This window comes from Streptomyces sp. GD-15H (assembly GCF_045291515.1).
Taxonomy (GTDB): domain Bacteria; phylum Actinomycetota; class Actinomycetes; order Streptomycetales; family Streptomycetaceae; genus Streptomyces.
In genome coordinates this window covers 3,583,568-3,604,422 of the sequence record NZ_CP149447.1, presented here as the reverse complement: position 1 = coordinate 3,604,422, position 20,855 = coordinate 3,583,568, and the positions used below count along the sequence as shown (strand labels likewise).

Annotated in this window: 16 protein-coding genes and 2 pseudogenes; 8 read left to right on the top strand and 10 right to left on the bottom strand. The window is 71.3% G+C overall.

Features of this window, described 5'->3' with window-relative positions; genetic code table 11:
- Positions 1-18: 18 nt before the first annotated feature.
- The 7 genes and pseudogenes from WJ438_RS16695 to WJ438_RS16665 all read right to left on the bottom strand — a co-directional run bounded on the left by WJ438_RS16695 (position 19) and on the right by WJ438_RS16665 (position 4,576).
- On the bottom strand, positions 19-558 hold the full coding sequence (locus WJ438_RS16695) for a tetratricopeptide repeat protein (RefSeq protein ID WP_406725963.1): 540 nt from the start codon (positions 556-558) through the stop codon (positions 19-21).
- Entirely contained in the window at positions 509-730 is a 222-nt protein-coding gene (locus WJ438_RS16690) for a hypothetical protein (RefSeq protein WP_406729974.1), read from the bottom strand. Before WJ438_RS16690 ends, WJ438_RS16695 begins: the two co-directional genes overlap by 50 nt.
- 17 nt (positions 731-747) lie before the next feature.
- A complete protein-coding gene (locus tag WJ438_RS16685; RefSeq protein ID WP_406725962.1) occupies positions 748-1,179 on the bottom strand; it encodes a hypothetical protein in 432 nt (143 codons plus the stop codon).
- A gap of 97 nt (positions 1,180-1,276) precedes the next feature.
- Positions 1,277-2,050, bottom strand: a complete 774-nt coding sequence (locus tag WJ438_RS16680; RefSeq protein ID WP_406725961.1) for an SDR family NAD(P)-dependent oxidoreductase — start codon at positions 2,048-2,050, stop codon at positions 1,277-1,279.
- Positions 2,051-2,152: 102 nt separating this feature from the next.
- The gene (locus tag WJ438_RS16675; protein WP_406725960.1) at positions 2,153-3,283 is read right to left on the bottom strand and encodes a multicopper oxidase family protein; all 1,131 of its coding nucleotides are present in this window, start codon (positions 3,281-3,283) and stop codon (positions 2,153-2,155) included.
- 64 nt (positions 3,284-3,347) lie between these two features.
- A pseudogene (locus tag WJ438_RS16670) lies at positions 3,348-3,464 on the bottom strand (multicopper oxidase domain-containing protein); the annotation flags it as partial.
- A 431-nt stretch (positions 3,465-3,895) separates the two neighbouring features.
- Complete coding sequence (locus WJ438_RS16665) at positions 3,896-4,576, bottom strand: MOSC domain-containing protein (RefSeq protein WP_406725959.1); 681 nt, start codon at positions 4,574-4,576, stop codon at positions 3,896-3,898.
- A gap of 80 nt (positions 4,577-4,656) precedes the next feature.
- Between WJ438_RS16665 and WJ438_RS16660 the strand changes: the two genes are divergently transcribed.
- Positions 4,657-5,553: a LysR family transcriptional regulator gene (locus WJ438_RS16660; RefSeq protein ID WP_406725958.1), complete on the top strand. Its 897-nt coding sequence runs from the start codon at positions 4,657-4,659 to the stop codon at positions 5,551-5,553.
- Positions 5,554-5,684: 131 nt separating this feature from the next.
- On the opposite strand, the gene WJ438_RS16655 is transcribed toward WJ438_RS16660, so the two are convergent.
- Complete coding sequence (locus WJ438_RS16655) at positions 5,685-6,092, bottom strand: WhiB family transcriptional regulator (RefSeq protein ID WP_406725957.1); 408 nt, start codon at positions 6,090-6,092, stop codon at positions 5,685-5,687.
- 379 nt (positions 6,093-6,471) lie between these two features.
- Here WJ438_RS16655 and WJ438_RS16650 point away from each other — a divergent pair, with 379 nt between their 5' ends.
- From WJ438_RS16650 to WJ438_RS16635, 4 genes are all read left to right on the top strand, one after another.
- Entirely contained in the window at positions 6,472-7,083 is a 612-nt protein-coding gene (locus WJ438_RS16650) for a response regulator transcription factor (RefSeq protein WP_003948568.1), read from the top strand.
- A 498-nt stretch (positions 7,084-7,581) separates the two neighbouring features.
- Positions 7,582-8,169, top strand: a complete 588-nt coding sequence (locus WJ438_RS16645; RefSeq protein ID WP_202275863.1) for a sigma-70 family RNA polymerase sigma factor — start codon at positions 7,582-7,584, stop codon at positions 8,167-8,169.
- Positions 8,170-8,344: 175 nt separating this feature from the next.
- Complete coding sequence (guaB, locus tag WJ438_RS16640; RefSeq protein ID WP_406725956.1) at positions 8,345-9,850, top strand: IMP dehydrogenase; 1,506 nt, start codon at positions 8,345-8,347, stop codon at positions 9,848-9,850.
- 139 nt (positions 9,851-9,989) lie between these two features.
- Complete coding sequence (locus tag WJ438_RS16635; protein WP_406725955.1) at positions 9,990-11,114, top strand: GuaB3 family IMP dehydrogenase-related protein; 1,125 nt, start codon at positions 9,990-9,992, stop codon at positions 11,112-11,114.
- 378 nt (positions 11,115-11,492) lie between these two features.
- Here WJ438_RS16635 and WJ438_RS16630 read toward each other — a convergent pair whose 3' ends face one another.
- Entirely contained in the window at positions 11,493-12,701 is a 1,209-nt protein-coding gene (locus tag WJ438_RS16630; protein WP_406725954.1) for a nucleotide sugar dehydrogenase, read from the bottom strand.
- A 273-nt stretch (positions 12,702-12,974) separates the two neighbouring features.
- Between WJ438_RS16630 and WJ438_RS16625 the strand changes: the two genes are divergently transcribed.
- A complete protein-coding gene (locus WJ438_RS16625) occupies positions 12,975-14,681 on the top strand; it encodes a glycerol-3-phosphate dehydrogenase/oxidase (protein WP_406725953.1) in 1,707 nt (568 codons plus the stop codon).
- A gap of 75 nt (positions 14,682-14,756) precedes the next feature.
- Here WJ438_RS16625 and WJ438_RS16620 read toward each other — a convergent pair whose 3' ends face one another.
- Positions 14,757-15,800: a serine hydrolase domain-containing protein gene (locus WJ438_RS16620; RefSeq protein ID WP_406725952.1), complete on the bottom strand. Its 1,044-nt coding sequence runs from the start codon at positions 15,798-15,800 to the stop codon at positions 14,757-14,759.
- A 171-nt stretch (positions 15,801-15,971) separates the two neighbouring features.
- Between WJ438_RS16620 and WJ438_RS16615 the strand changes: the two genes are divergently transcribed.
- Positions 15,972-18,092, top strand: a complete 2,121-nt coding sequence (locus tag WJ438_RS16615) for a protein kinase domain-containing protein (RefSeq protein WP_406725951.1) — start codon at positions 15,972-15,974, stop codon at positions 18,090-18,092.
- 164 nt (positions 18,093-18,256) lie between these two features.
- Positions 18,257-20,846, top strand: a pseudogene (locus WJ438_RS16610) (protein kinase domain-containing protein).
- Positions 20,847-20,855: the final 9 nt, after the last annotated feature.

Sequence of the window (20,855 nt, the reverse complement as noted above, 5' to 3'; positions counted from 1 at the left end):
CCTGTCATGAAGACTGTGTCAGTTCCTCGTCTGTACCGTCCGCGCCCGAACAAACCTTTTCTGTGAACCGCACCCATGACCGCCCCGGAACGCACCCCGCAGGGGAACGGGCCCGACTACTGGCGCGGAACGCCCAGTTCGCGGACGTAGATGTCCCAGTAGGGCGGTGTGACGCCGGCCAGAGGGCCTTTCCTGCCGGCCTTCCTCCACCCCAGTGCCGGTAGACGCTCTGCGTGGCGAGGGCGGCGGGCCGCACCGAGAGGGCCGCGCGCTGCTCCTCGCGTCCGTGATGTCCTCCACCGGTCTCCGCAGGGTGCCGGAAAGCGCGTCGCCGAGCTCTTCGCAGAGACCCGCGGCCCGCGTCCAGAAGTCACGGGCGGCGGCGAACTCGCGGCGTGCCAGGGACACGTCTCCCAGACGCCTGAGCGTCGACGCCTCGCCGCGCCGATCGGTGAACTCGCGGAACGTCTCCAGGGCTCGCCCGAGGCGCTCCTCCGCGTCGTGGAACTCACCCAGCTCGCCGAGACTTTCGGCGAGGGGGAGCGCCCCAAGCCTCACTCCACCGGTCGTCGATCGAACGGAAGACGTCGATGGCGCGGCGGGAGAGCGCGGCGGCGTCCGCGTGGTCGTCGCGGGAGCGGGCGCACGTCGCGAGGCTGAGCAGACTCATCCCCTCGCCCCGCCTGATGCCGTGCTCCCGGAACACGGCCAGTGCGGCCAACTCGTGCACGCGGTTGACGAAACCTGTTACCGCCTAGGGGAGTTGGCGGGGCGGGGGAGGGAGCGATCGGGGCCGTGCACGTGTACACCACCATGCACGGTCCCGGCTTGGACCACCGCGTCGCTGTCGCCGCCGGAGAACTCGTTCGAGACGGATGTCGGCTCCTCGGCCGCCTGCTCGCGGGCGTCCTCCAGGTCCTCCGCACCGATACCGACCGTGGCCGGAGCCGTCGCGGGAGGCGCCGCGTCCGCCCTGCGGAAGACCTGCCGCCACGCCTCCTGCACCTGCCGCGGACTGTCGTAGCGCTGCTCCACGTCCCGGTGCAGCGCCCGCTCGAAGAATCCCTTCAGGCCCTCGCCCAGGGCCTGCGGGAAGAGTTCGGCCGACACATGCAGCTCCGCGTCGGTGACCAGTCGCGAGTTTCCCTGGCCGTCCCCCGGGACTGCCAGACTCCTCATCGCGGCGGGAGCAGGCCCTTGCAAGGAAATCGTCGAAGGCCCATGACCCGACCGTTGAACCTCCAGGGTCGCTTTCGCAACAGGTCCGTTCCTGATCTCATCGCGGCCCGTACTTGCGGCCCGTCCGGGAGGAGAGGCCGCCCAGGAGGTTGCGTGGGACCAGCCTCGCCGCTCCCATCAGGGCCTTGTACCGCGGGTCCGGGATCGACACCGACTTGCCGCGGGCCAGGTCCGCGAGGGCCGCCTCCACCACCTTGTCCGCGTCCAGCCACATCCAGTTCGGGATGCTGTCCGTCCCCATCCCCGCCCGCTCGTGGAACTCGGTGCGGACGAAGCCGGGACACAGCGCCATCAGGCGTACGCCGTTGCCCGCCAGGTCCTGTGCCGCGCCCTGGGTGAACTGCACCACCCACGCCTTGGACGCCCCGTAGGTCCCGCGCGGCACGAACGCGGCGGTCGAGGCGACGTTCACGATTCCCCCGCGTCCGCGCTCCCGCATCGCCTCCGCCGCCGCCGACGTCAGCCGCAGCACCGCCTCGCAGTGCACCTTGAGCATCCTCAGCTCGTCCGCCATCGAAACCTCGAGGTACCGGCCCTTGTTGCCGAAACCCGCGTTGTTGACCAGCAGGTCGACGGGGTTCCTGCGGTCGCCCAGCCGCTCGGCCACCGCCTCGATGCCCTTGTCCTCCGCGAGGTCGGCCCTCAGCACCTCCGCCTCGATGCCGTGACGGTCGTGGAGCTCGGTCGCCTGCTCGCGGAGCCGGACGAGGTCGCGGGCCACCAGTACCAGATCATGCCCGTCGGCTGCCAGCTTCCGCGCGAACGCGGCACCGATCCCGGCCGTCGATCCCGTAATCAGAGCGGTTGTCATGACGCAAGACTAGTTACCCGAAGTCCGGGCGTCCGCCCGGCGTCGCCGCCCCGACCGGTGCACTGAAGCCCGGCCGGATCAGTCATCCGAGTGCCCGCCCCTCTACCCGCCCCCGTGCTCCGCGTGCTCCGGCGGGGTCCCCGCGGATTGGCCCTTCTCGACCACCACGAACTGACCCATCATCCCCAAGTCCTCGTGGTACAGCAGATGGCAGTGGTACATGTACGGGACGTCAGGATCGGCCGGCCCGGTGAAGCGCAATGCCAGCTTCATCGTCGTGCCGTGCGGGACGAACACCGTGTCCTTCGGCCCGCGCAGCGTTGGCGGCGGAGCCGACCCGTTCACCTCCATCACGCGGAACTGCACGTCGTGCACATGGAAGTTGTGCGGCATGCCGTTCGTGTTGCGGATCGTCCACACCTCCGTCGTCCCGCGAGTGACGGCCTCGTCGATGCGGCCCATGTCCATCGACCGGCCGTTGATCCCGGACAGCTTCAGATCGAAGTGCCGCCCGCGCACCGCCTCGTCACCGTCGGGGAGTTCCGGCTCGGTGAGCGTGGCAGGCAACCGCGGTGACGGCCGCGACTGCCGGGCCGCCCGCAGCTCCAGTACGTCGAAGGAGTCGTCGCCGCCGTTGAACCGCCGCTGCCAGAAATCTCCGTAGTTGTCCTGCGGGAAGCTCCGGAGCATCACCCGCTCACCCGCCTCGACGCGTACGACGATCTCGGCGCGCTCACCCGGTGACAGCTGTATCCGGTCCATGACCGCGGGCCGCGCCAGCAACCCACCGTCCGTCCCGATCAGCGAGAAGTCACGGTCGTCCGGGAAACCGAAGAGGTAGGTGCGGGCGGTGGAGGCGTTGACCAGCCGCAGCCGTATCAGCTCGTCGTGGACCTCCCGGTAGGGGCGCAGGGTGCCGTTGACCATGGTCCGGTCACCCAGGAAGCCCACGTTCTGCATCAGCCCGCGGTCGCCGGACAGCCGTGAGCCGTCGAAGCGGACGTCCTGCACGACGACCGGCAGATCGTCGACGCCGTACCGCTTCGGCAGGGGCAGACGAGCGGACTTCTCGTCGTCGAGGAGGAACAGGCCGGCGAGGCCACGCCGGACGTGTTCCTCGGTCCTGCCATGCGGATGCGGGTGGTACCAGAGCGTCGCCGCCGGCTGGTCCACCGTCCAGTGCGGTGTCCAGGTGGCGCCCGGGGCGATCATCTGGTGCGGGCCGCCGTCCATGCGGGCCTGGCAGATGCATCCCGTGCCAGTGCACGGAGGACGCCTCGTCCAGGTCGTTGCCGATCCGTACCCGCACCTTCTCGCCGCGCTTCGCCCGGAGCGTTGGGCCGAGGTAGGAGCCGTTGAACCCCCAGGTCGTGGTCCTCTTCCCGTCCTCGAACTCCGTCTCGCCCGCCTGCATGCGGAGGTCGAAGACCCGTGTGCCGTCCTTCCCCACGGTCGACTCGGCCTGCGGAGGTATCGCCAGCGCGTTGTCGAACGGGGCTTTGTCCACCGTGCTGACCGGGGCGCCGGTCCACAGCCAGGCGAACAGGGCGCCGGCGGCCACGGCGAGCGTGGCGACCAGGGAGCCGAGCACGAGGACAAGGCGCTTTCCACGGAATGCGCGGCGAGTGGTGCCGGGCGGGCTTCCCCGTCCGGCACCGCGCTCCTGGGCATGTGACGAGACATGCTTCGAGCGTCGTGGACCACGGTCAGCCGGACATCGGGGACCTCCCGGAACCGGCCCTGAGTCGACCCTCGCTCGGCCTCGGGGATTTCCCCCTGGAGCCGTGCGGAGAAGCGCGCGGAGAGGCGGTGCGGAGAAGCCGTGCGGCGCCCCGTGGCCCTTCGTCAGGCTTCCCGGTCCGTCCCGTACTTCGTCACGTACTGCCGCGCCTTCGCCAGCGCCTCCGGGTGCAGCGCGTCTGCCGCCGCGAGCAGAAGCGGCAGCAGCGTCCGCTCCGTCGTCACCGCCCGGAACTGCTGAGCGACCGTCACCTCGTGATCCGGCCGGTGCACCCTCCGGATCGCGTCGCCCGCCCGGACCTCACCGGGCTGGACAACCCGCAGATAGGCACCCGGCGCGCCCCGCCGCGTGAACCGCTTCACCCAGCCCTTCTCACCCAGATGGCCCTGGAAGGTGCGGCAGGGAATGCGGCCGGAGGTGACCTCCAGCACCACCTCGGACCCGATGCCCCAGCGCTCACCGATCAGGGCGCCGGACAGGTCGATCCCCTCCGTGGTGAGGTTCTCGCCGAACGAGCCGTTCGGCAGCGTGCGTCCCAGCACGCCCTCCCACTCGTCGAGGTCCTCGCGGGCCATCGCGTACACGGCCTGGTCATCGCCTCCGTGGTGCCGCGTCTCGCACACCGCGTCCCCGGCCAGCCCGCTCGCGCCGACCCCCTTCGGCCCCGGTGCCGCCACTCGCACCGGCCCGTTCACCGGCTGCTTGTCGATGCCGGTCAGGCCCTCGGGCTGCTCCGTGTACGGCACGGCCTTGGGGCGCCCCAGGTTCACAGACAAAAGCTTCATGAGCTGCACGGTAAGCGATGTGGGTCAAAGTAACGACGTGGTATTCGGCGTCACGTCAAAGGACGGCTTATTCTTGAGGTGTGATCGAAGCCCGTCATCTCCGTGTGCTGCGCGCCGTGGCCACCACCGGTTCGTTCTCCGCGGCGGCCCGGGAGCTGGGCTGCACCCAGCCCGCCGTCAGCCAGCAGATGAAGGCACTGGAAGGGTCCGTGGGCACGCCGCTGCTCGTCCGTTCCGGGCGCAAGATGCGCATGACGCAGGCCGGGGAAGTGCTGGTGCGCCATGCGGCTGGTGTCCTCGCCGGGCTGACCGCCGCCGAGGAGGAGGTCGCCGCCATCGCCGGGCTGCGGGCGGGGCGGGTGCGGCTCGTGTCCTTTCCCAGCGGCAGCTCGACGCTCGTTCCGACAGCGCTCGCCGCTCTGCGTGACGCCCACCCCGGCACCCGGGTCTCCCTGGAGGAGGCCGAGCCGCCCCGGTCCGTCGAGATGCTGCGTGAGGGCGACTGCGACATCACCCTCGCCTTCCGGTACGAGGGGGCGGCGGGAGCCGAGGAGTGGGACGACCTGGCCGTGCGCCCGCTGCTCACGGACCGGCTCGTGGGGCTGGTGCCCGAGCGGCACCGGCTGGCGCACGCGGAGTCCCTCGCCATAGGCGAACTCGCCGAGGAGCCGTGGATCGCGGGCTGCCCGCGCTGCCGCGGTCAGCTGGTCGAGGTGTGTGAGACGGCCGGCTTCACCCCGCGTATCGACTTCGCGACCGACGATTACCCCGCGGTGGCCGGCCTGGTCGGTGCGGGACTCGGAGTAGCCGTCCTGCCCCAGCTGGCCATCGAGTCCGTACGGCCGAGGAGGGTGCGCACTGTCGCCCTGGAACCCGCGGTGCGGCGGGAGATCGTCGCGCTGACGCTTCCCGACCTCGCCCAGGTGCCCGCGGTCGCCGCGACGCTCGACCAGTTGGCGCGGGCGGGCGGCCGGTAGGCCGGGGCCCGGCGGGTCCGTCCGGCTGCCGGCCCGTCTGTCTGGCCGGCTGTCCGTCGGTGGGGGCGGTGGGGCGCCTCCTGCGAAAAACAAGGGGACACACGTGTCCCCGATGATGAAGAAACGTTCCTTCAGTTGTTCGAAGCGGCATGCCCGTCGGCGGTCGAGACCGAGGCCGGAACCGGCGCCGATACGGCCGCCGACGCCGAGGTCGGCGGCGATGCCGAGGTCGGCGGCGATGCCGAGGTCGACACCAGCCGGTGGCGCGCCCGGCCCATCAGCTCTTCGCGTTCGTCCTCGGTCAGTCCGCCCCACACGCCGTACGGCTCGCGTACGGCCAGTGCGTGGGCGGCGCACTCGGCGCGCACCGGGCACCTCATGCAGACCTCTTTGGCCGAGTTCTCGCGAGCGCTTCGTGCCGCACCGCGCTCGCCCTCGGGGTGGAAGAAGAGCGAGCTGTCCACCCCGCGGCACGCGGCGAGGAGCTGCCAGTCCCACAGGTCCGCGTTCGGTCCGGGAAGGCGGGAGAAATCTGCCATTGCGTGACCCCTTGTAGCCGTTTTGGGCGGATCCGTGTCCACGACCGTACAACTACGATCCAAGGAGATGAAAATATGACTCATTGCGAATCTAGCCTCAGACACCAGTAAATGGGAAGAAAAGGGGCTAAAAGGGGCATCGATTGTGATGAAAGTTCGAGGGTCTCCCGCGCGTATCTGCACCGTGTCCGTCCCCTCACATAGAGTGCCGAAGACGACAGACGGCCCCGTAACTCTTTCGAGTGACCGTCGTTGAGAGTGCGAGGCGGTTGAAGGAACAAGCGCTCGGGCGGGTGTCCGAAGCGGTCGACCGCACAGGTGACGATTTCGTACCAGCCTGGAGGCACAAGGTGACGCGCATCAGCTGCGGAGGGCGGCCATGACTTCCGTCCTCGTCTGCGACGACTCCCCGCTTGCCCGAGAGGCGCTGCGCCGCGCGGTCGCGACCGTGCCCGGCGTCGAGCGCGTGACGACGGCCGCCAACGGCGAGGAAGTCCTCCGCCGCTGGGGAGCCGACCGCTCGGACCTGATTCTGATGGACGTACGCATGCCCGGCCTGGGCGGTGTCGAGACCGTCCGGCGGCTGCTGTCCGCCGACCCCGGCGCGCGCATCATCATGCTCACCGTCGCCGAGGACCTCGACGGTGTGGCGCTCGCTGTGGCCGCCGGCGCCCGCGGTTATCTGCACAAGGACGCCTCCCGCGCGGAGTTGCGCGCGACGGTCACCCAGGCACTCGCCGACCCGACCTGGCGGCTCGCCCCACGGCGGCTGCGCTCGGCGGAGATGGGTGCCGCGCCCACGCTCACCGCGCGTGAGATCCAGGTCCTCGAAGGTATGAGCCACGGCCGCTCCAACGCAGAGATCGGCCGCGAGCTGTTCCTCTCCGAGGACACCGTCAAGACGCACGCCCGGCGGCTCTTCAAGAAGCTCGGTGCGTCGGACCGGGCCCACGCGGTGGCGCTCGGATTCCGGTGGGGTCTGGTGCGCTAGGGCCTGTCCTTCGGATCGGACCGGCTCCGGTGTACGACATCGAGCGACGGCCCGCGAGTGCGGGCACGCGGATGCCCCCGCGCGGGCCGTCCCCGCCCGGACCGCACCCGCGTGGGGCCGCACCGATGAAGCGCGGTGCCACCGGTGCGAACCGCCGCCGCACCGCCGGGTGCGACCCGCGGTCTGGCGGGGCGGGTGCGCGGCTCGACCGCCCCGGGCCGATCCGAACGACAGGTCCCACGGCCGCTCGCTCATGCCGCGTCGGCAGGGGCGCGGAAAGCCCGGCCCACCAGGGCACCGAAGCCGGCCGCCGGGTGCCCTGTGCCTGTTTCGCCGCGGATGACGCATCCTTGAGGTGTGGAGTTCCTCGGGGACGAGTCGGTCGAGCGGGAGGGGAGGGCGCAGGAGATGAGTTCCGGCGCACCTGCTCATAACGCTTCGGTGCACAACAAGGGACGTGGTGCCGCGGAGCCGACGCACGCAGGGCACCATGGTCCGATGCGCGACGACGAGGCGGGCACTGCCCAAGGGGCGATCGGTGCGCTCGTCCACCGCGCTGTCGACGGGGACGAGCAGGCCACGCACGATCTGCTCGCCCATGTCCACCCCCTGGCGCTGCGGTACTGCCGCACCCGCCTGTCCCGGCTCCCGGGTGACGCCCGGCACTTCGTCGAGGACCTCGCCCAGGAGGTCTGCGTGGCGGTGCTCCTCGCGCTGCCCCGCTACAGGGACACCGGTCGCCCCTTCGAGGCGTTCGTCTTCGCCATCGCCGCGCACAAGGTGGCCGACCTCCAGCGCGCGGCGATGCGCCATCCCGGTCTGACAGCCGTACCTTCCGACGAGATGCCCGAGCGTCCCGACGACTCCCTCGGCCCGGAGGAGCGCGCCCTGCTCAACAGCGACGCCGCATGGGCCAAGAAGCTGCTGGCCAACCTGCCCGAGAACCAGCGCGAGCTGCTTCTGCTGCGCATCGCCGTGGGCCTCACGGCGGAGGAGACCGGCCAGATGTTGGGAATGTCACCCGGCGCCGTCCGGGTCGCCCAGCACCGCGCGCTGAGCCGGCTGCGAGCCTTGGCGGAGCAGTGACCGCCACTGCCGAAACCATCCGTCGCCCCGCGCGCCCTCGGGTGTGGAACGGAAACCCGGCCGATTCCGTACGAACATACGAAGACCGGAGCCGTGTGGAAGCATGGAATGGGACACCCCCGCTTCCCGTTAGCATGGACATCCGCACCGATCAAGGCCATTTGGGGAAGGTGTCATGACTGCGAACGTCGACGGAGTGCCCGGAAAATTCGCGACACTCGGGCTGACCTACGACGACGTGCTGCTGCTGCCGGGCGCATCCGAGGTGCTCCCCAACGCGGTCGACACCTCGTCCCGCATCTCGCGCAACGTCCGGGTGAACATCCCGCTGCTCTCGGCGGCCATGGACAAGGTGACCGAGTCCCGCATGGCGATCGCGATGGCTCGCCAGGGCGGTGTCGGCGTCCTGCACCGCAACCTGTCCATCGAGGACCAGGCCAACCAGGTCGACCTGGTGAAGCGCTCCGAGTCCGGCATGGTCACCGACCCCATCACCATCCACCCGGACGCCACCCTCGCCGAGGCCGACGCCCTGTGCGCCAAGTTCCGCATCAGCGGCGTCCCGGTCACCGACGGCAACAAGAAACTGCTCGGCATCGTCACCAACCGTGACATGGCCTTCGAGACCGACCGCTCCCAGCAGGTGCGCGACGTCATGACGCCGATGCCGCTGGTCACCGGCAAGGTCGGCATCTCCGGCCCGGACGCCATGCAGCTGCTGCGCCGCCACAAGATCGAGAAGCTTCCGCTGGTCGACGACCACGGCGTCCTCAAGGGCCTCATCACGGTCAAGGACTTCGTGAAGGCCGAGCAGTACCCCCATGCCGCGAAGGACTCGGAGGGCCGCCTGATCGTCGGTGCCGCGGTGGGCGCGAGCCCCGAGGCACTCGAGCGCGCCCAGGCGCTCGCCGAGGCGGGGGTGGACTTCCTGGTCGTCGACACCTCGCACGGCCACAACAGCAACGCTCTCAGCTGGATGTCGAAGATCAAGTCGAGTGTCGGCGTCGACGTGATCGGCGGCAACATCGCGACGCGTGACGGCGCCCAGGCGCTGATCGACGCCGGTGTCGACGGAATCAAGGTAGGGGTGGGCCCCGGATCGATCTGCACCACCCGGGTGGTCGCCGGCATCGGCGTCCCGCAGGTCACCGCCATCTACGAGGCGTCCCTCGCGGCCCGCCCGGTCGGCGTGCCGTTGATCGGTGACGGCGGTCTGCAGTACTCCGGCGACATCGGCAAGGCACTGGCCGCCGGTGCCGACACCGTGATGCTCGGCAGCCTCCTCGCTGGTTGCGAGGAGTCACCCGGCGAGCTGCAGTTCATCAACGGCAAGCAGTTCAAGTCGTACCGCGGCATGGGCTCGCTCGGCGCCATGCAGTCGCGCGGCCAGGCCAGGTCGTACTCGAAGGACCGCTACTTCCAGGCCGATGTCGCCTCCGACGACAAACTCGTCCCCGAGGGCATCGAGGGCCAAGTGCCCTACCGCGGCCCGCTGGCCAACGTGCTGCACCAGCTCGTCGGCGGGCTGCGCCAGACCATGGGCTACGTGGGCGCCGCCACCATCGAGGAGATGGAGACCAAGGGCCGGTTCGTGCGGATCACCTCCGCGGGTCTCAAGGAGAGCCACCCGCACGACATCCAGATGACCGTCGAGGCACCCAACTACAGCAACAAGCGCTGACAGCACGCGCGCGTGTGACGTCGTCGGAGGGCGGCCCGGGAAGGTCCGGGCCGCCCTCGCCGTATGTCCGGGGCGCCGACTGCCGCGGCCGTCGGGGATACTGGAAGGCGCTGCAACGCATCAGGGAAAGGCCACAGACGTGACTGAGATCGAGATCGGGCGAGGCAAGCGCGGCCGCCGGGCATACGCCTTCGACGACATCGCCGTCGTCCCCAGCCGCCGTACGCGGGACCCGAAGGAGGTCTCGATCGCCTGGCAGATCGACGCCTACCGCTTCGAGCTGCCCTTCCTGGCCGCCCCCATGGACTCGGTCGTCTCACCGGCCACGGCGATCCGCATCGGCGAGCTCGGCGGCCTCGGCGTGCTGAACCTCGAAGGGCTGTGGACGCGGTACGAGGACCCGCAGCCGCTGCTCGACGAGATCGCCGAACTGGACGCCGAGTCGGCCACGCGCCGTTTCCAGGAGATCTACGCCGCCCCCATCAAGGAGGAGCTGATCGGGCAGCGCATCAAGGAGGTGCGCGACTCCGGTGTCGTCACCGCGGCCGCGCTCTCCCCGCAGCGCACCGCCCAGTTCTCCAAGGCCGTCGTCGACGCGGGCGTGGACATCTTCGTGATCCGCGGGACGACGGTCTCCGCGGAGCACGTCTCCGGCTCGCACGAACCGCTCAACCTGAAGCAGTTCATCTACGAACTCGACGTCCCGGTGATCGTCGGCGGCTGCGCCACCTACACCGCGGCCCTGCACCTGATGCGCACCGGCGCGGCCGGCGTTCTGGTGGGCTTCGGCGGCGGTGCCGCGCACACCACCCGCAACGTGCTGGGCATCCAGGTCCCCATGGCCACCGCGGTCGCCGACGTGGCCGCCGCACGCCGTGACTACATGGACGAGTCCGGCGGCCGATACGTGCACGTGATCGCGGACGGCGGCGTCGGCTGGTCGGGCGACCTGCCCAAGGCGATCGCCTGCGGCGCCGACGCGGTGATGATGGGCTCCCCGCTCGCGCGCGCCACCGACGGTCCGGGCAAGGGCAACCACTGGGGCATGGAAGCCGTCAACGAGGAACTGCCCCGTGGCAAGAAGGTCGACCTGGGCACCGTCGGCACCCTCGAGGAGATCCTCACCGGCCCGTCCCACACTCCCGACGGCTCGATGAACCTTTTCGGCGCCCTGCGCCGCGCCATGGCCACCACCGGGTACAGCGAGCTGAAGGAGTTCCAGCGCGTCGAGGTGACGGTGGCGGACTCGCAGCACCGGCGATGACGTGCTGCCGCGCTCACCCTGAGCGCGGCGGACACCCTTGAGAGTGACCAAGGGGCCCGGCCACCCCGCATGCCGTCGTGGTGGCCGGGCCCCTTCGCGTGTCCGTGTGGGGGGGAGTGGTGGGGGCGCAGGGGGCGTGCGGTCGCCTCCGGGGTGAATGCCGGGGAAGGGCCGTTTCGAGCCGGGAGGAGGTGGGCTTGCGGATTTTCGGATGGTGAGCGGCCGCCCCCAAGAGAAGCGGGAGGGGACACTCCGTGACCCCTCCGGAGCCCGACGCGGTACCCGCTGCGGTGGACTCCACCCGAATCCCACGGTACCCGCGACGAGTGCGGCGGCCCCCCACAGCCCTGGAGCGCGGGGCGTCGTGGGCGCCCCTTGTCACAACCGGTGCGCCGCCCCCGTCGGGGTGGCCCCGCGCGTGTCCAGCAGCAGCTGGGCCTTCACCGACAGGCCCTGGAGGTCGTATGTGCGGTGCTGCTGGAGCAGGATCGTCAGGTCGGCGTCGGCCGCGGCCTCGTACAGGGAATCGGCGCGCGGGAGGGGACGGTCGAGCACGCTCCAGGACGGGACGTGCGGGTCGTGGTAGCTGACGGAGGCGCCCAGCTCCATCAGCCGCGTGGCGATCTCCTGCGCCGGGCTGCCCTGCTGGTCGGCGAGGTCGGCCTTGTAGGTGACGCCGAGGAGCAGCACGCGTGCGCCGCGGGCCGACTTGCCGTGTTCGTTGAGGAGCGCGGCGGCGCGCTGTACGACGTAGTGGGGCATCCGTCCGTTGACCTGCTGGGCGAGCTCCGCCATCCGCAGGGTGCGGCCCGTGTGGGCGGTCAGGTCCTGGGCGACGGCGTGGCCGCCGACGCCGGGGCCGGGGCGGAAGGCGTGGAAGCCGAAGGGTTTGGTCTCCGCGCAGCGGATGACGTCCCACAGGTCGACGCCCAGGTCGTGGCAGAGCACGGCCATCTCGTTGACGAGGGCGGTGTTGACGTGCCGGAAGTTGGTCTCGAGCAACTGCACGGTCTCCGCTTCCCGTGGGCCACGCGCGCGTACCACCTTGTCGGTGAGCCTGCCGTAGAACGCGGCGGCCGACTCGGTGCAGGCCGGGGTGAGCCCGCCGATGACCTTCGGGGTGTTGGCGGGGGTGAAGTCGCGGTTGCCGGGATCGACGCGGCTGGGGGAGTAGGCGAGGTGGAAGTCGCGGCCCGCGCGGAGTCCGGATCCGGATTCGAGCAGGGGGCAGAGGAGTCCCTCGGTCGTCCCGGGTGGGACCGGTGACTCGAGGATCACCGTGGTGCGCGGGCGCAGCCGCGTCGCCAGGGCATGGGCGGCCGTCCCCACCGGGCCGAGATCCAGTCCGCCTTCCGCGCCGAGCGGGGTCGGCACGCAAATGACCGCCGTACGTACCCGGCCGAGTTCGACTGGGCTGGTCATCACACGGAACCCCTGCGCGACCATGCGGCGCAGTTCGGCGGGGCTGAGGGAGGCGGCCTCCGGGCCGGTCCGGTAGCCGATGGTGGGGATGCCGGCCGCGACGGCGGCCTGGGCCAGGGGCAGGCCGTACGGGCCGAGTCCGATGACGGCGAGATCTGCGGGCATGGCGTGGGCCGTCCTTCCCAGTAACCGAAGCGGGACAGGCGCGCAAGCCCGGTGGACAGAACGAGCGAGCGCAATGTCAGACTAGGAGTAAATATGACCGATTTGCTGTATTGATCGGTCGGGTTTCTTTGGGTCGCCGCGAGAGTTGTCCACAGGCGGGGAGCGCGCGGTGGCTGGAGTCGGGCAACCCGGCCAGAATTTGGGCATGAGGGGAGGGGGACCGGGCTTCGCCCGACGGGTGCGGCCGACGCGACCGATGAGCGGGAGGCAGCGGTGAGGACAGCGATACTGGGACCGGCGGAGCGCGCCGAGTCACTCGCATCCATGGCCGAGCGTGAGCTGGACGTCCTGGTGGTGGGCGGCGGTGTGGTGGGCGCCGGTACCGCGCTCGACGCCGTGACTCGTGGTCTGTCCACGGGACTGGTCGAAGCACGTGACTGGGCCTCGGGCACCTCCAGCCGGTCCAGCAAGCTGATCCACGGCGGTCTGCGCTATCTGGAGATGCTCGACTTCGCCCTCGTGCGGGAGGCGTTGAAAGAGCGTGGCCTGCTGCTGGAGAAACTCGCCCCGCACCTGGTGAAGCCGGTGCCGTTCCTCTACCCGTTGCAGCACAAGGGCTGGGAGCGGCTGTACGCCGGGGCGGGCGTCGCGCTCTACGACGTCATGTCGATGGCCCCCGGACATGGGCGAGGGCTGCCCGCGCACCGGCACCTGAGCCGCCGTCACGCACTGCGCGTGGCCCCGTGTCTGAAGAAGGACGCCCTGGTCGGGGCACTGCAGTACTACGACGCACAGATGGACGACGCCCGATTCGTGGCGGCCCTGGTGCGCACCGCGGCGGGGTACGGCGCGCGAGTCGCCAACCGCGCCCGGGTGACCGGGTTCCTGCGCGAGGGCGAACGGGTCGTCGGCGCCCGGGTGCGGGACGTCGAGGGCGACGGGGAGTACGAGGTCCGCGCCAAGCAGGTCGTCAACGCCACCGGAGTGTGGACCGACGACACCCAGGCGATGGTGGGCGAGCGGGGCCAGTTCCACGTACGGGCCTCCAAGGGCATCCACCTGGTCGTCCCCAAGGACCGCATCCACTCCACGACCGGACTCATCCTGCGCACGGAGAAGTCCGTACTGTTCGTCATCCCGTGGGGCCGGCACTGGATCGTCGGGACCACGGACACCGGCTGGGACCTCGACAAGGCGCACCCGGCCGCGTCCAGCGCGGACATCGACTACCTGCTCGAGCATGTGAACTCGGTGCTCGCGGTCCCGCTCACGCGGGACGACGTCCAGGGCGTTTACGCCGGCCTCCGGCCGCTGCTCGCCGGGGAGTCGGAGGCCACCAGCAAGCTGTCGCGGGAGCACACCGTGGCGCATCCCGTCCCCGGACTCGTCGTGGTCGCGGGCGGCAAGTACACGACGTACCGGGTGATGGCCGAGGACGCGGTGGACGAGGCCGTGCACGGGCTCGACGCACGCGTCGCCGCCTGCGTCACCGAGGACACCCCCCTGGTGGGCGCCGAGGGGTACCGGGCGCTGTGGAACGCGCGGGCGCGGACCGCCGCGCGCACCGGGCTGCACGTGGTGCGGATCGAGCACCTGCTGAACCGGTACGGGACGCTGACGGAGGAGGTCCTGGAACTCGTCGCCGGGGATCCCTCGCTGGGCGAACCGCTGCAGGCGGCCGACGACTATCTGCGCGCCGAGATCACCTACGCCGCCTCGCACGAGGGGGCGCGCCACCTGGACGACGTGCTGACCCGGCGCACCCGCATATCGATCGAGACGTTCGACCGGGGTACGCGCAGCGCACGGGAGGCCGCCGAGCTGATGGCGCCGGTACTGGGCTGGGACAACGAGCGGATCGAGCGCGAGGTGCGGCACTACGAGAAGCGGGTGGAGGCCGAACGGGAGTCGCAGCGCCAGCCGGACGACCTGACGGCGGACGCGGCGCGGCTGGGAGCGCCGGACATCGTTCCGTTGTAGGTCGACGCGAGTCCGGGGCCGCTTTCACTCGAACGAGTGTCGTGGACGGGGATCTCCGTCCGGAACCCGGGCGTTCTACCAGGTGCGAGGGCAGAACTCGGCCGTGAGTACCGCGGGTACGAGACCGGGGTCCGTTATCGCGTCCGTGTTCACCCGGAGGGTGAGGACATGCCCGCCGTCGGCGGTGGCCGCGGTGCGCACGTAGCTGCCGGAGATGTGACCGTTGTGCCCCCACACAGTGGTGCCGCACGGAAGCTTCACGGGGAACAGGCCCATGCCGTACGAGCCGTGTGCGGCACGGGTGTCGAGCATCTCGCGCAGTTGGCGCGGGGGCAGCAGCTCACCGCCGAGCAGGCCCGCGTAGAAGCGGTCCAGATCGGTGAGCGTGGTCACCAACTCGCCCGCGGCGCCGGCCACCCGCGGGTCGAGTTCGGTGACGTCGGTTCCGTCGGTGGCGTAGGCGCGGCCGTGCGGAGAGGGCAGAGAGATGCGGGAGCCGGGAAAGGAGGTGCCCGTCAGACGCATGGGGGAGATGATGCGCCGTTCGGCCTCGGTGGCGTACGAGTGACCGGTGACGTGTTCGACGACCAGGCCGAGCAAAGCGTAGTTGGTGTTCGAGTAGGTGAAGCGGCCGGGAGCGGCCGGGGAGTGGGTGAGTGCGATACGCAGTGCCTGATGCGGAGTGACGGGGACGGTGCCACCGGTGTCCTTGGCGAAGTCGTACAGACCGCTGGTGTGGTTGAGCAGGGAACGCAGAGTCAGCGCGCGGCCGTCGTTGCCCGCTCCTCGCACCAGTCCCGGAAGATGTTTCTCCACGGTGTCGGAGAGCGACAGGCGGTGTTCGTCCGCCAGTTGCAGGACGACCGTCGCGATGAACGTCTTCGTGACGCTGCCGGCGCGGAAGTGGTCGGCCCGGGTGATGCCCTCGCCGACGGAGGCATAGCGCGGGCCGGTCTCCTCCAGGGCAAGGAGGGCCGCCGCCGGGGCTCCGCCCTGTGTGACCAGCAGCGGGAGGAGCGCGTCCGCCGGCGGGACCGGCAGGGTTGAGGAAGAGGTCGGGGCCAGGACGAGCGAAGCCACGGACACAGCGATGGCCAGTAGCGTCCGAGGTGGCGGCATTCCGGTTCCTCTCGCGTCGGAGGGACATCATGCAAGGCCGCGGAACACGCCCTTCACCCGGGTTCCGGGTGCGCCGGACGCGGGGCGTCGCCAGGAGCACCCTGGGCGTGGAGCACTTGTCGGGTGAGGGACAATGAAGTCTCTGTCAGGGCGGGTTGCATGAGGGGACGCATGTCGGAGCCGGAGCGGGCGGGGACATCCCGTCAGGACGAGAGCGCACGTCTCCTCGCCGGGCGGTACCGGCTGGGAGATGTGCTCGGCCGCGGCGGCATGGGGACGGTGTGGCGAGCCGTGGACGAGACCCTGGGGCGGACGGTCGCCGTCAAGGAGCTCCGGTTCCCGTCGAACATCGACGAGGAGGAGAAGCGGCGGCTGATCACACGGACGCTGCGTGAGGCCAAGGCGATCGCGCGGATCCGCAACAACGGTGCCGTGACGGTCTTCGACGTGGTCCAGGAGGACGACCGGCCCTGGATCGTGATGGAGCTCGTCGAGGGCAAGTCGCTCGCCGAAGTCATCCGGGAGGACGGCCTGTTGGAGCCCCGGCGTGCCGCCGAGGTCGGGCTCGCGGTGCTCGACGTGCTGCGTTCCGCGCACCGCGAGGGCATCCTGCACCGGGACGTGAAGCCGTCGAACGTGCTGATCGCCGAGGACGGCCGGGTCGTGCTCACCGACTTCGGCATCGCCCAGGTCGAGGGCGACCCGTCCATCACCTCGACCGGCATGCTCGTCGGCGCCCCCTCCTACATCTCCCCGGAGCGGGCCCGCGGGCACAAGCCGGGGCCGGCGGCCGACCTCTGGTCGCTCGGTGGGCTGCTGTATGCGGCGGTGGAGGGTACGCCGCCGTACGACAAGGGGTCCGCGATCGCGACGCTCACGGCGGTGATGACCGAGCCGCTCGAGGAGCCCAGGAACGCGGGCCCGCTCAGGGACGTCATCTACGGGCTGCTCAACAAGGACCCTGCCCAGCGGCTCGACGACACCCGCGCGCGGACCATGCTGAACGCGGTGATCCACGGCCCCGGAAGCAAGCGGGGCGACTCGGAACCGGCGGACGCGACGAAGGTCGTGCCGCTGCCCGAGCAGCCCGAGGGGCGGGCCGGTGGCGGGAGCAGGCGGGGCGAGGAGGCCGGGGAGCGACTGCGCGGTGCGATGCGTTCCGTGCGGAAGGCCGCGGTGGCCGCCGGCTCGGCCGGTGCCGTGGCGGCGACGCGCGCCAAGTCCGGCAGGAGTGCCGCCGGTTCGCCGTCCGACACAACCTCCGCGGCCACGACGTCCGGTGCGGGAGCCGGAACCCGGGCTGAGGGACGGCCGGCTGTGGGGTCCCCCTCGGGTTCCGGGCCGACCTCGGCCTCGACACCGGGTTCGACTCGTGGCTCCGGTGCGGGCTCGGGCCCGACGCCGCACTCGGCACCCGGTGGACCGTCGAACCGGGCTCCGGGCGGGCGGAGTTCGGGGTGGCCCGTGATGACGCCGCCGGACCTGCCGGCGAGGTCCGCGCCGAAGGCGTCGCTCACCGATGTGGTGCCGCGGCGGACACTGGTCGTCATCGCGGTGGTCGTGGTGCTCGCCGTACTCGGTGCCGTGCTGGCCTTCGTCCTCAGCGGCGATGGTGACAAGAGCGGCGCGGGGGCGAAGAACAGCGGCACGGACAAGGTTGCTTCCAGTCAGGTGCCCAGCACCGACACCAAGGACGCCAAGGGCACCGAGGGAACCGAGGCCGATCAGGACGGTACCGGTACCGACGGTGAGGCGACCGAGTCGGCGGACACGGGCACAGGCACGGGAGCGGAGTCCGGCGACGCCGGTTCGCGGGAGAGCGGAGCGGACGACCCGGCCGGGGACGGCGGGGACGCCTCGGCGGTGGAGGCGACGCACAACGGGAGCCAGGGGTACTCGATCGGACTGCCCGAGGGCTGGAAGTACCGGTCGACGGATGGGGCCGGGGACCGCTTCACCGGGCCCGACGGACAGAGACTGCTCGTCGCCTGGACGTCCACGCCGAAGGGCGATCCGGTGGCCGACTGGAAGAACCAGGAACGCTCCATGGTGCGTTCGCAGTACAAGAGGGTCCGCATAGAGGCGGTGGAATACCGGGGGTGGAACACCGCCGACTGGGAGTTCACCTATGTGGACGGGGGGACCAAGTACCGGACCATCGACCGGGGGTTCGTCGTCGACGGCCGGTTCGGCTACGCGCTGATGTACACGGCGAAGGCCGCCGACTGGGACGGCGAGCAGCGCAAGGAGACGTGGCGGGCACTGGCGCAGTCCTTTGAACCCAAGTCCTGAGCATGAGCGGTCGCCGGATCGGGGCCGGATCGGGGAGTGAGATGTGGCATCCCCTCTCTGCGGATTGCCTCCGGCACGTATCGTGAGTGTGCGCGGGCCGTACGCAGCCGGAACAGGCCGCGGGGCGAGCGGAACCGACCGGCCGTACTCCTGGGGGAGGCACAGTGGACGAATACGCGGGACGGGTTCTCGCCGATCGCTACCGCCTGCCGCTGCCGCCCTCCGACGAGTACGAAATGGCCGAGACCCGCGCCTTCGACACCTACAGCGGGCAGGAAGTCCTGGTCAGGCAGGTGCCGTTGCCGGAAGTCGTCGAGGCCGAGGTGCTCGACGCGGAGGGGTTGCCCGACGGTTTCACGGCGCGTGACGGAAGCGTCCGGCGGGCCGCCGGACGCACCGACAACCGCGCGGGCACACGACGGCCCACCGACCCCGTGGTGCGGCGAGCGGTCGAGGCCGCGCAGGCCGCGGCGGCCATCCCCGACCATCCGCGGCTGGACCAGGTCTTCGACGTGTTCGCGGAGGGCGGTTCCCTGTGGATCGTCAGCGAACTGGTGTCCGCCCGCACCCTGGCGGCGCTGCTGGCCGAGCAGCCGCTGACTCCGTACCGGGCGGCCGAGGTCGCCTCGGACGTCCTGATGGCGGTGCGGGTCCTGCACGCCCACGGCTGGGTGCACCGGAACATCACCCCGCGCACGGTGCTGGTCTGTGACGACGGCCGGGTGATGCTCACCGGTCTCGCGGTCGGCGCGGCGGAGGAGGCACTGTGCGGGTACGACCCGGTGCCTGCTGAGGACCCCCTCATTCCGCACACTCCCGCCACGGGGACGCCCGCCTCGGGCAGTCCCGTTCCGGGTGCCGTCGTTCCGAATGCCGCGGTGCCGGGGGCGGGAGCGGCCGGGGAGCTGGGCCCGGTGGCGCCCACGGGTACGGGCATGGGCGCTTCGGCTCCGCAGCGCACTCCGTCGTGGCCCCCCGGCTTCACGGCCGACTCCGACCCGGACCCCGACGCCGCGCGGCGGGCCGCCATCGAAGCGCGGGCCTGGCCTGCCCGGTGGCGGGACGCCGAACCCGGCCAACGGCGCCTCCGCCGCGGCGGTCCCGCGGGCCGTCGGCAGCACGGGAGACGTCAGGGCCGCACGCGCGGGGGCGATCGCCGCGTACCGGGCGGGCGCCCGCGCCGCCGCCAGGGTGCAGGAGGCGCAGCAGACAGGCCGGGCCGCCCTGCCCGGCGCCGGGCAGGGCGGCGGGACCGGGGCGCAGGCCGGGGTGGTTCCGCCGGGGCAGATAGCCGACCCCTACGGTGTGGGAGCCACCGGCCGGCCCGGCGCCGCGCTGCCGCCCGGCGGTTCCACGTCGGTCCCGGCGCTCGGCCCCGCGACCGGCACGGCGGACTCGGGCGGCTCAGCCCCGTCCGGCGGGACCGCCCCGCCCGCCCGCTGGAACGATCTGGCGGCCCCCGCCCCCGCGCGCCGGGGTCCCGTCACCGCGTTGGCCGCCGAGCGGGCACGACAGGCGCGGATGGCCGTCGTCGGCCCCGTGACGGAGCGGTGGGCACCGGAGCAGGCCGGGCCCGTGCACGAGAACTGGCAGCTGGCCGCCCCCATCGGTCCCGCGACCGACCTGTGGGCGCTGGGCGCGCTCCTGTTCCGGGCCGTGCAGGGCCATGCGCCCTACCCGGAGGAGTCGACGGCCGAGCTGGTGCAGATGGTGTGCGCCGAGCCCCCCGCGTTCGCCGAGGAGTGCGGGCCGCTCAGGCCGGTCGTGGAGTCGTTGCTGCGTCAGGACCCCACGGAGCGGCTGGACTTCGAAGAGCTGCGTGGCTGGCTGCGTTCACTGGTGCGGTCGGCGCCCGAGCCGGAGGCCGGCGTACACGTCATAGCGGCACCGCCGGTCGAGACCAGCCGCCTGCCCATCGTGCGGCGCCGGGGCGAGCTGGTGCGCAGGCGCCGCGCCGCGCTGCCCGCGCATCACGGACGGCACAAGCGGGCCAGGCAGGGGTCGGGGTCCCCGCGCCGGCTGGGCCGCACCCTGCTCCTGCTGGTGCTGTTCGCCATGGCCGCGGCGATCGCGTACGCCGTCGTGTTCATGCCGAAGGCCGGGGAGGAGACCGGGGGCGCGGGTGCGGCCGACCGTACCGGCGCGGCCGGGGAGGTCGGCGAGGCGTCGCCGTCGCGGGAGGCCGGCGGAGCGCCGGGCGCCGACGATTCCTCGACGAAACCGGAGGACCCGAAGAACCCGGAGGGCGGCGCCGAGGACTCGGGCGCGTCCAACGAAACGCAGACCACCGGCCCCGACGCCGCCGAGGGCTTCACCCTGCGCAAGGACCCGGAGGGCTTCCGGGTCGCCGTCGCCGAAGGCTGGCAGCGCACCGGGAAGAACGGCAGCGGCCAGGTCGTCTACTCCAGCGGCGACTTCGAGCTGATCGTCGTACCGGGCCGGGACAGTGCCTCGCAGTACGGTGACGACCCGATGGCCTATCAGCGGGACGACGAGCGTGAGCTCCAGCCGTACCGCGATTCCAGCTGGGCCACGTCCACCGGGCTGAAGACCATCGAGGTGGGCGGACGGACCATGGCCGAGGGACAGTTCACGTGGACCGGCGGCAACGGGAGCGAGCTGTACGTGCGTAACCTCGCGGCGCTGATCGACGGCCGGTACCACGTCGTGCAGGTGCGTGGCCCGGAGGGCGAACGGGACGAGGTGAGCCGGCTGTTCGAGCAGGCGTCGACGACGTACCGATTCACCGGCTGAGCGAGGAGG

Bases quoted from the DNA above. Each gene is read 5' to 3' on its own strand.
- WJ438_RS16685 (WP_406725962.1), bottom strand. From the start codon at position 1,179: ATGAGGAGTCTGGCAGTCCCGGGGGACGGCCAGGGAAACTCGCGACTG.
- WJ438_RS16680 (WP_406725961.1), bottom strand. From the start codon at position 2,050: ATGACAACCGCTCTGATTACGGGATCGACGGCCGGGATCGGTGCCGCG.
- WJ438_RS16675 (WP_406725960.1), bottom strand. From the start codon at position 3,283: ATGGACGGCGGCCCGCACCAGATGATCGCCCCGGGCGCCACCTGGACA.
- WJ438_RS16665 (WP_406725959.1), bottom strand. From the start codon at position 4,576: ATGAAGCTTTTGTCTGTGAACCTGGGGCGCCCCAAGGCCGTGCCGTAC.
- WJ438_RS16655 (WP_406725957.1), bottom strand. From the start codon at position 6,092: ATGGCAGATTTCTCCCGCCTTCCCGGACCGAACGCGGACCTGTGGGAC.
- WJ438_RS16650 (WP_003948568.1), top strand. From the start codon at position 6,472: ATGACTTCCGTCCTCGTCTGCGACGACTCCCCGCTTGCCCGAGAGGCG.
- WJ438_RS16645 (WP_202275863.1), top strand. From the start codon at position 7,582: ATGCGCGACGACGAGGCGGGCACTGCCCAAGGGGCGATCGGTGCGCTC.
- guaB (WP_406725956.1), top strand. From the start codon at position 8,345: ATGACTGCGAACGTCGACGGAGTGCCCGGAAAATTCGCGACACTCGGG.
- WJ438_RS16630 (WP_406725954.1), bottom strand. From the start codon at position 12,701: ATGCCCGCAGATCTCGCCGTCATCGGACTCGGCCCGTACGGCCTGCCC.
- WJ438_RS16620 (WP_406725952.1), bottom strand. From the start codon at position 15,800: ATGCCGCCACCTCGGACGCTACTGGCCATCGCTGTGTCCGTGGCTTCG.
- WJ438_RS16615 (WP_406725951.1), top strand. From the start codon at position 15,972: ATGTCGGAGCCGGAGCGGGCGGGGACATCCCGTCAGGACGAGAGCGCA.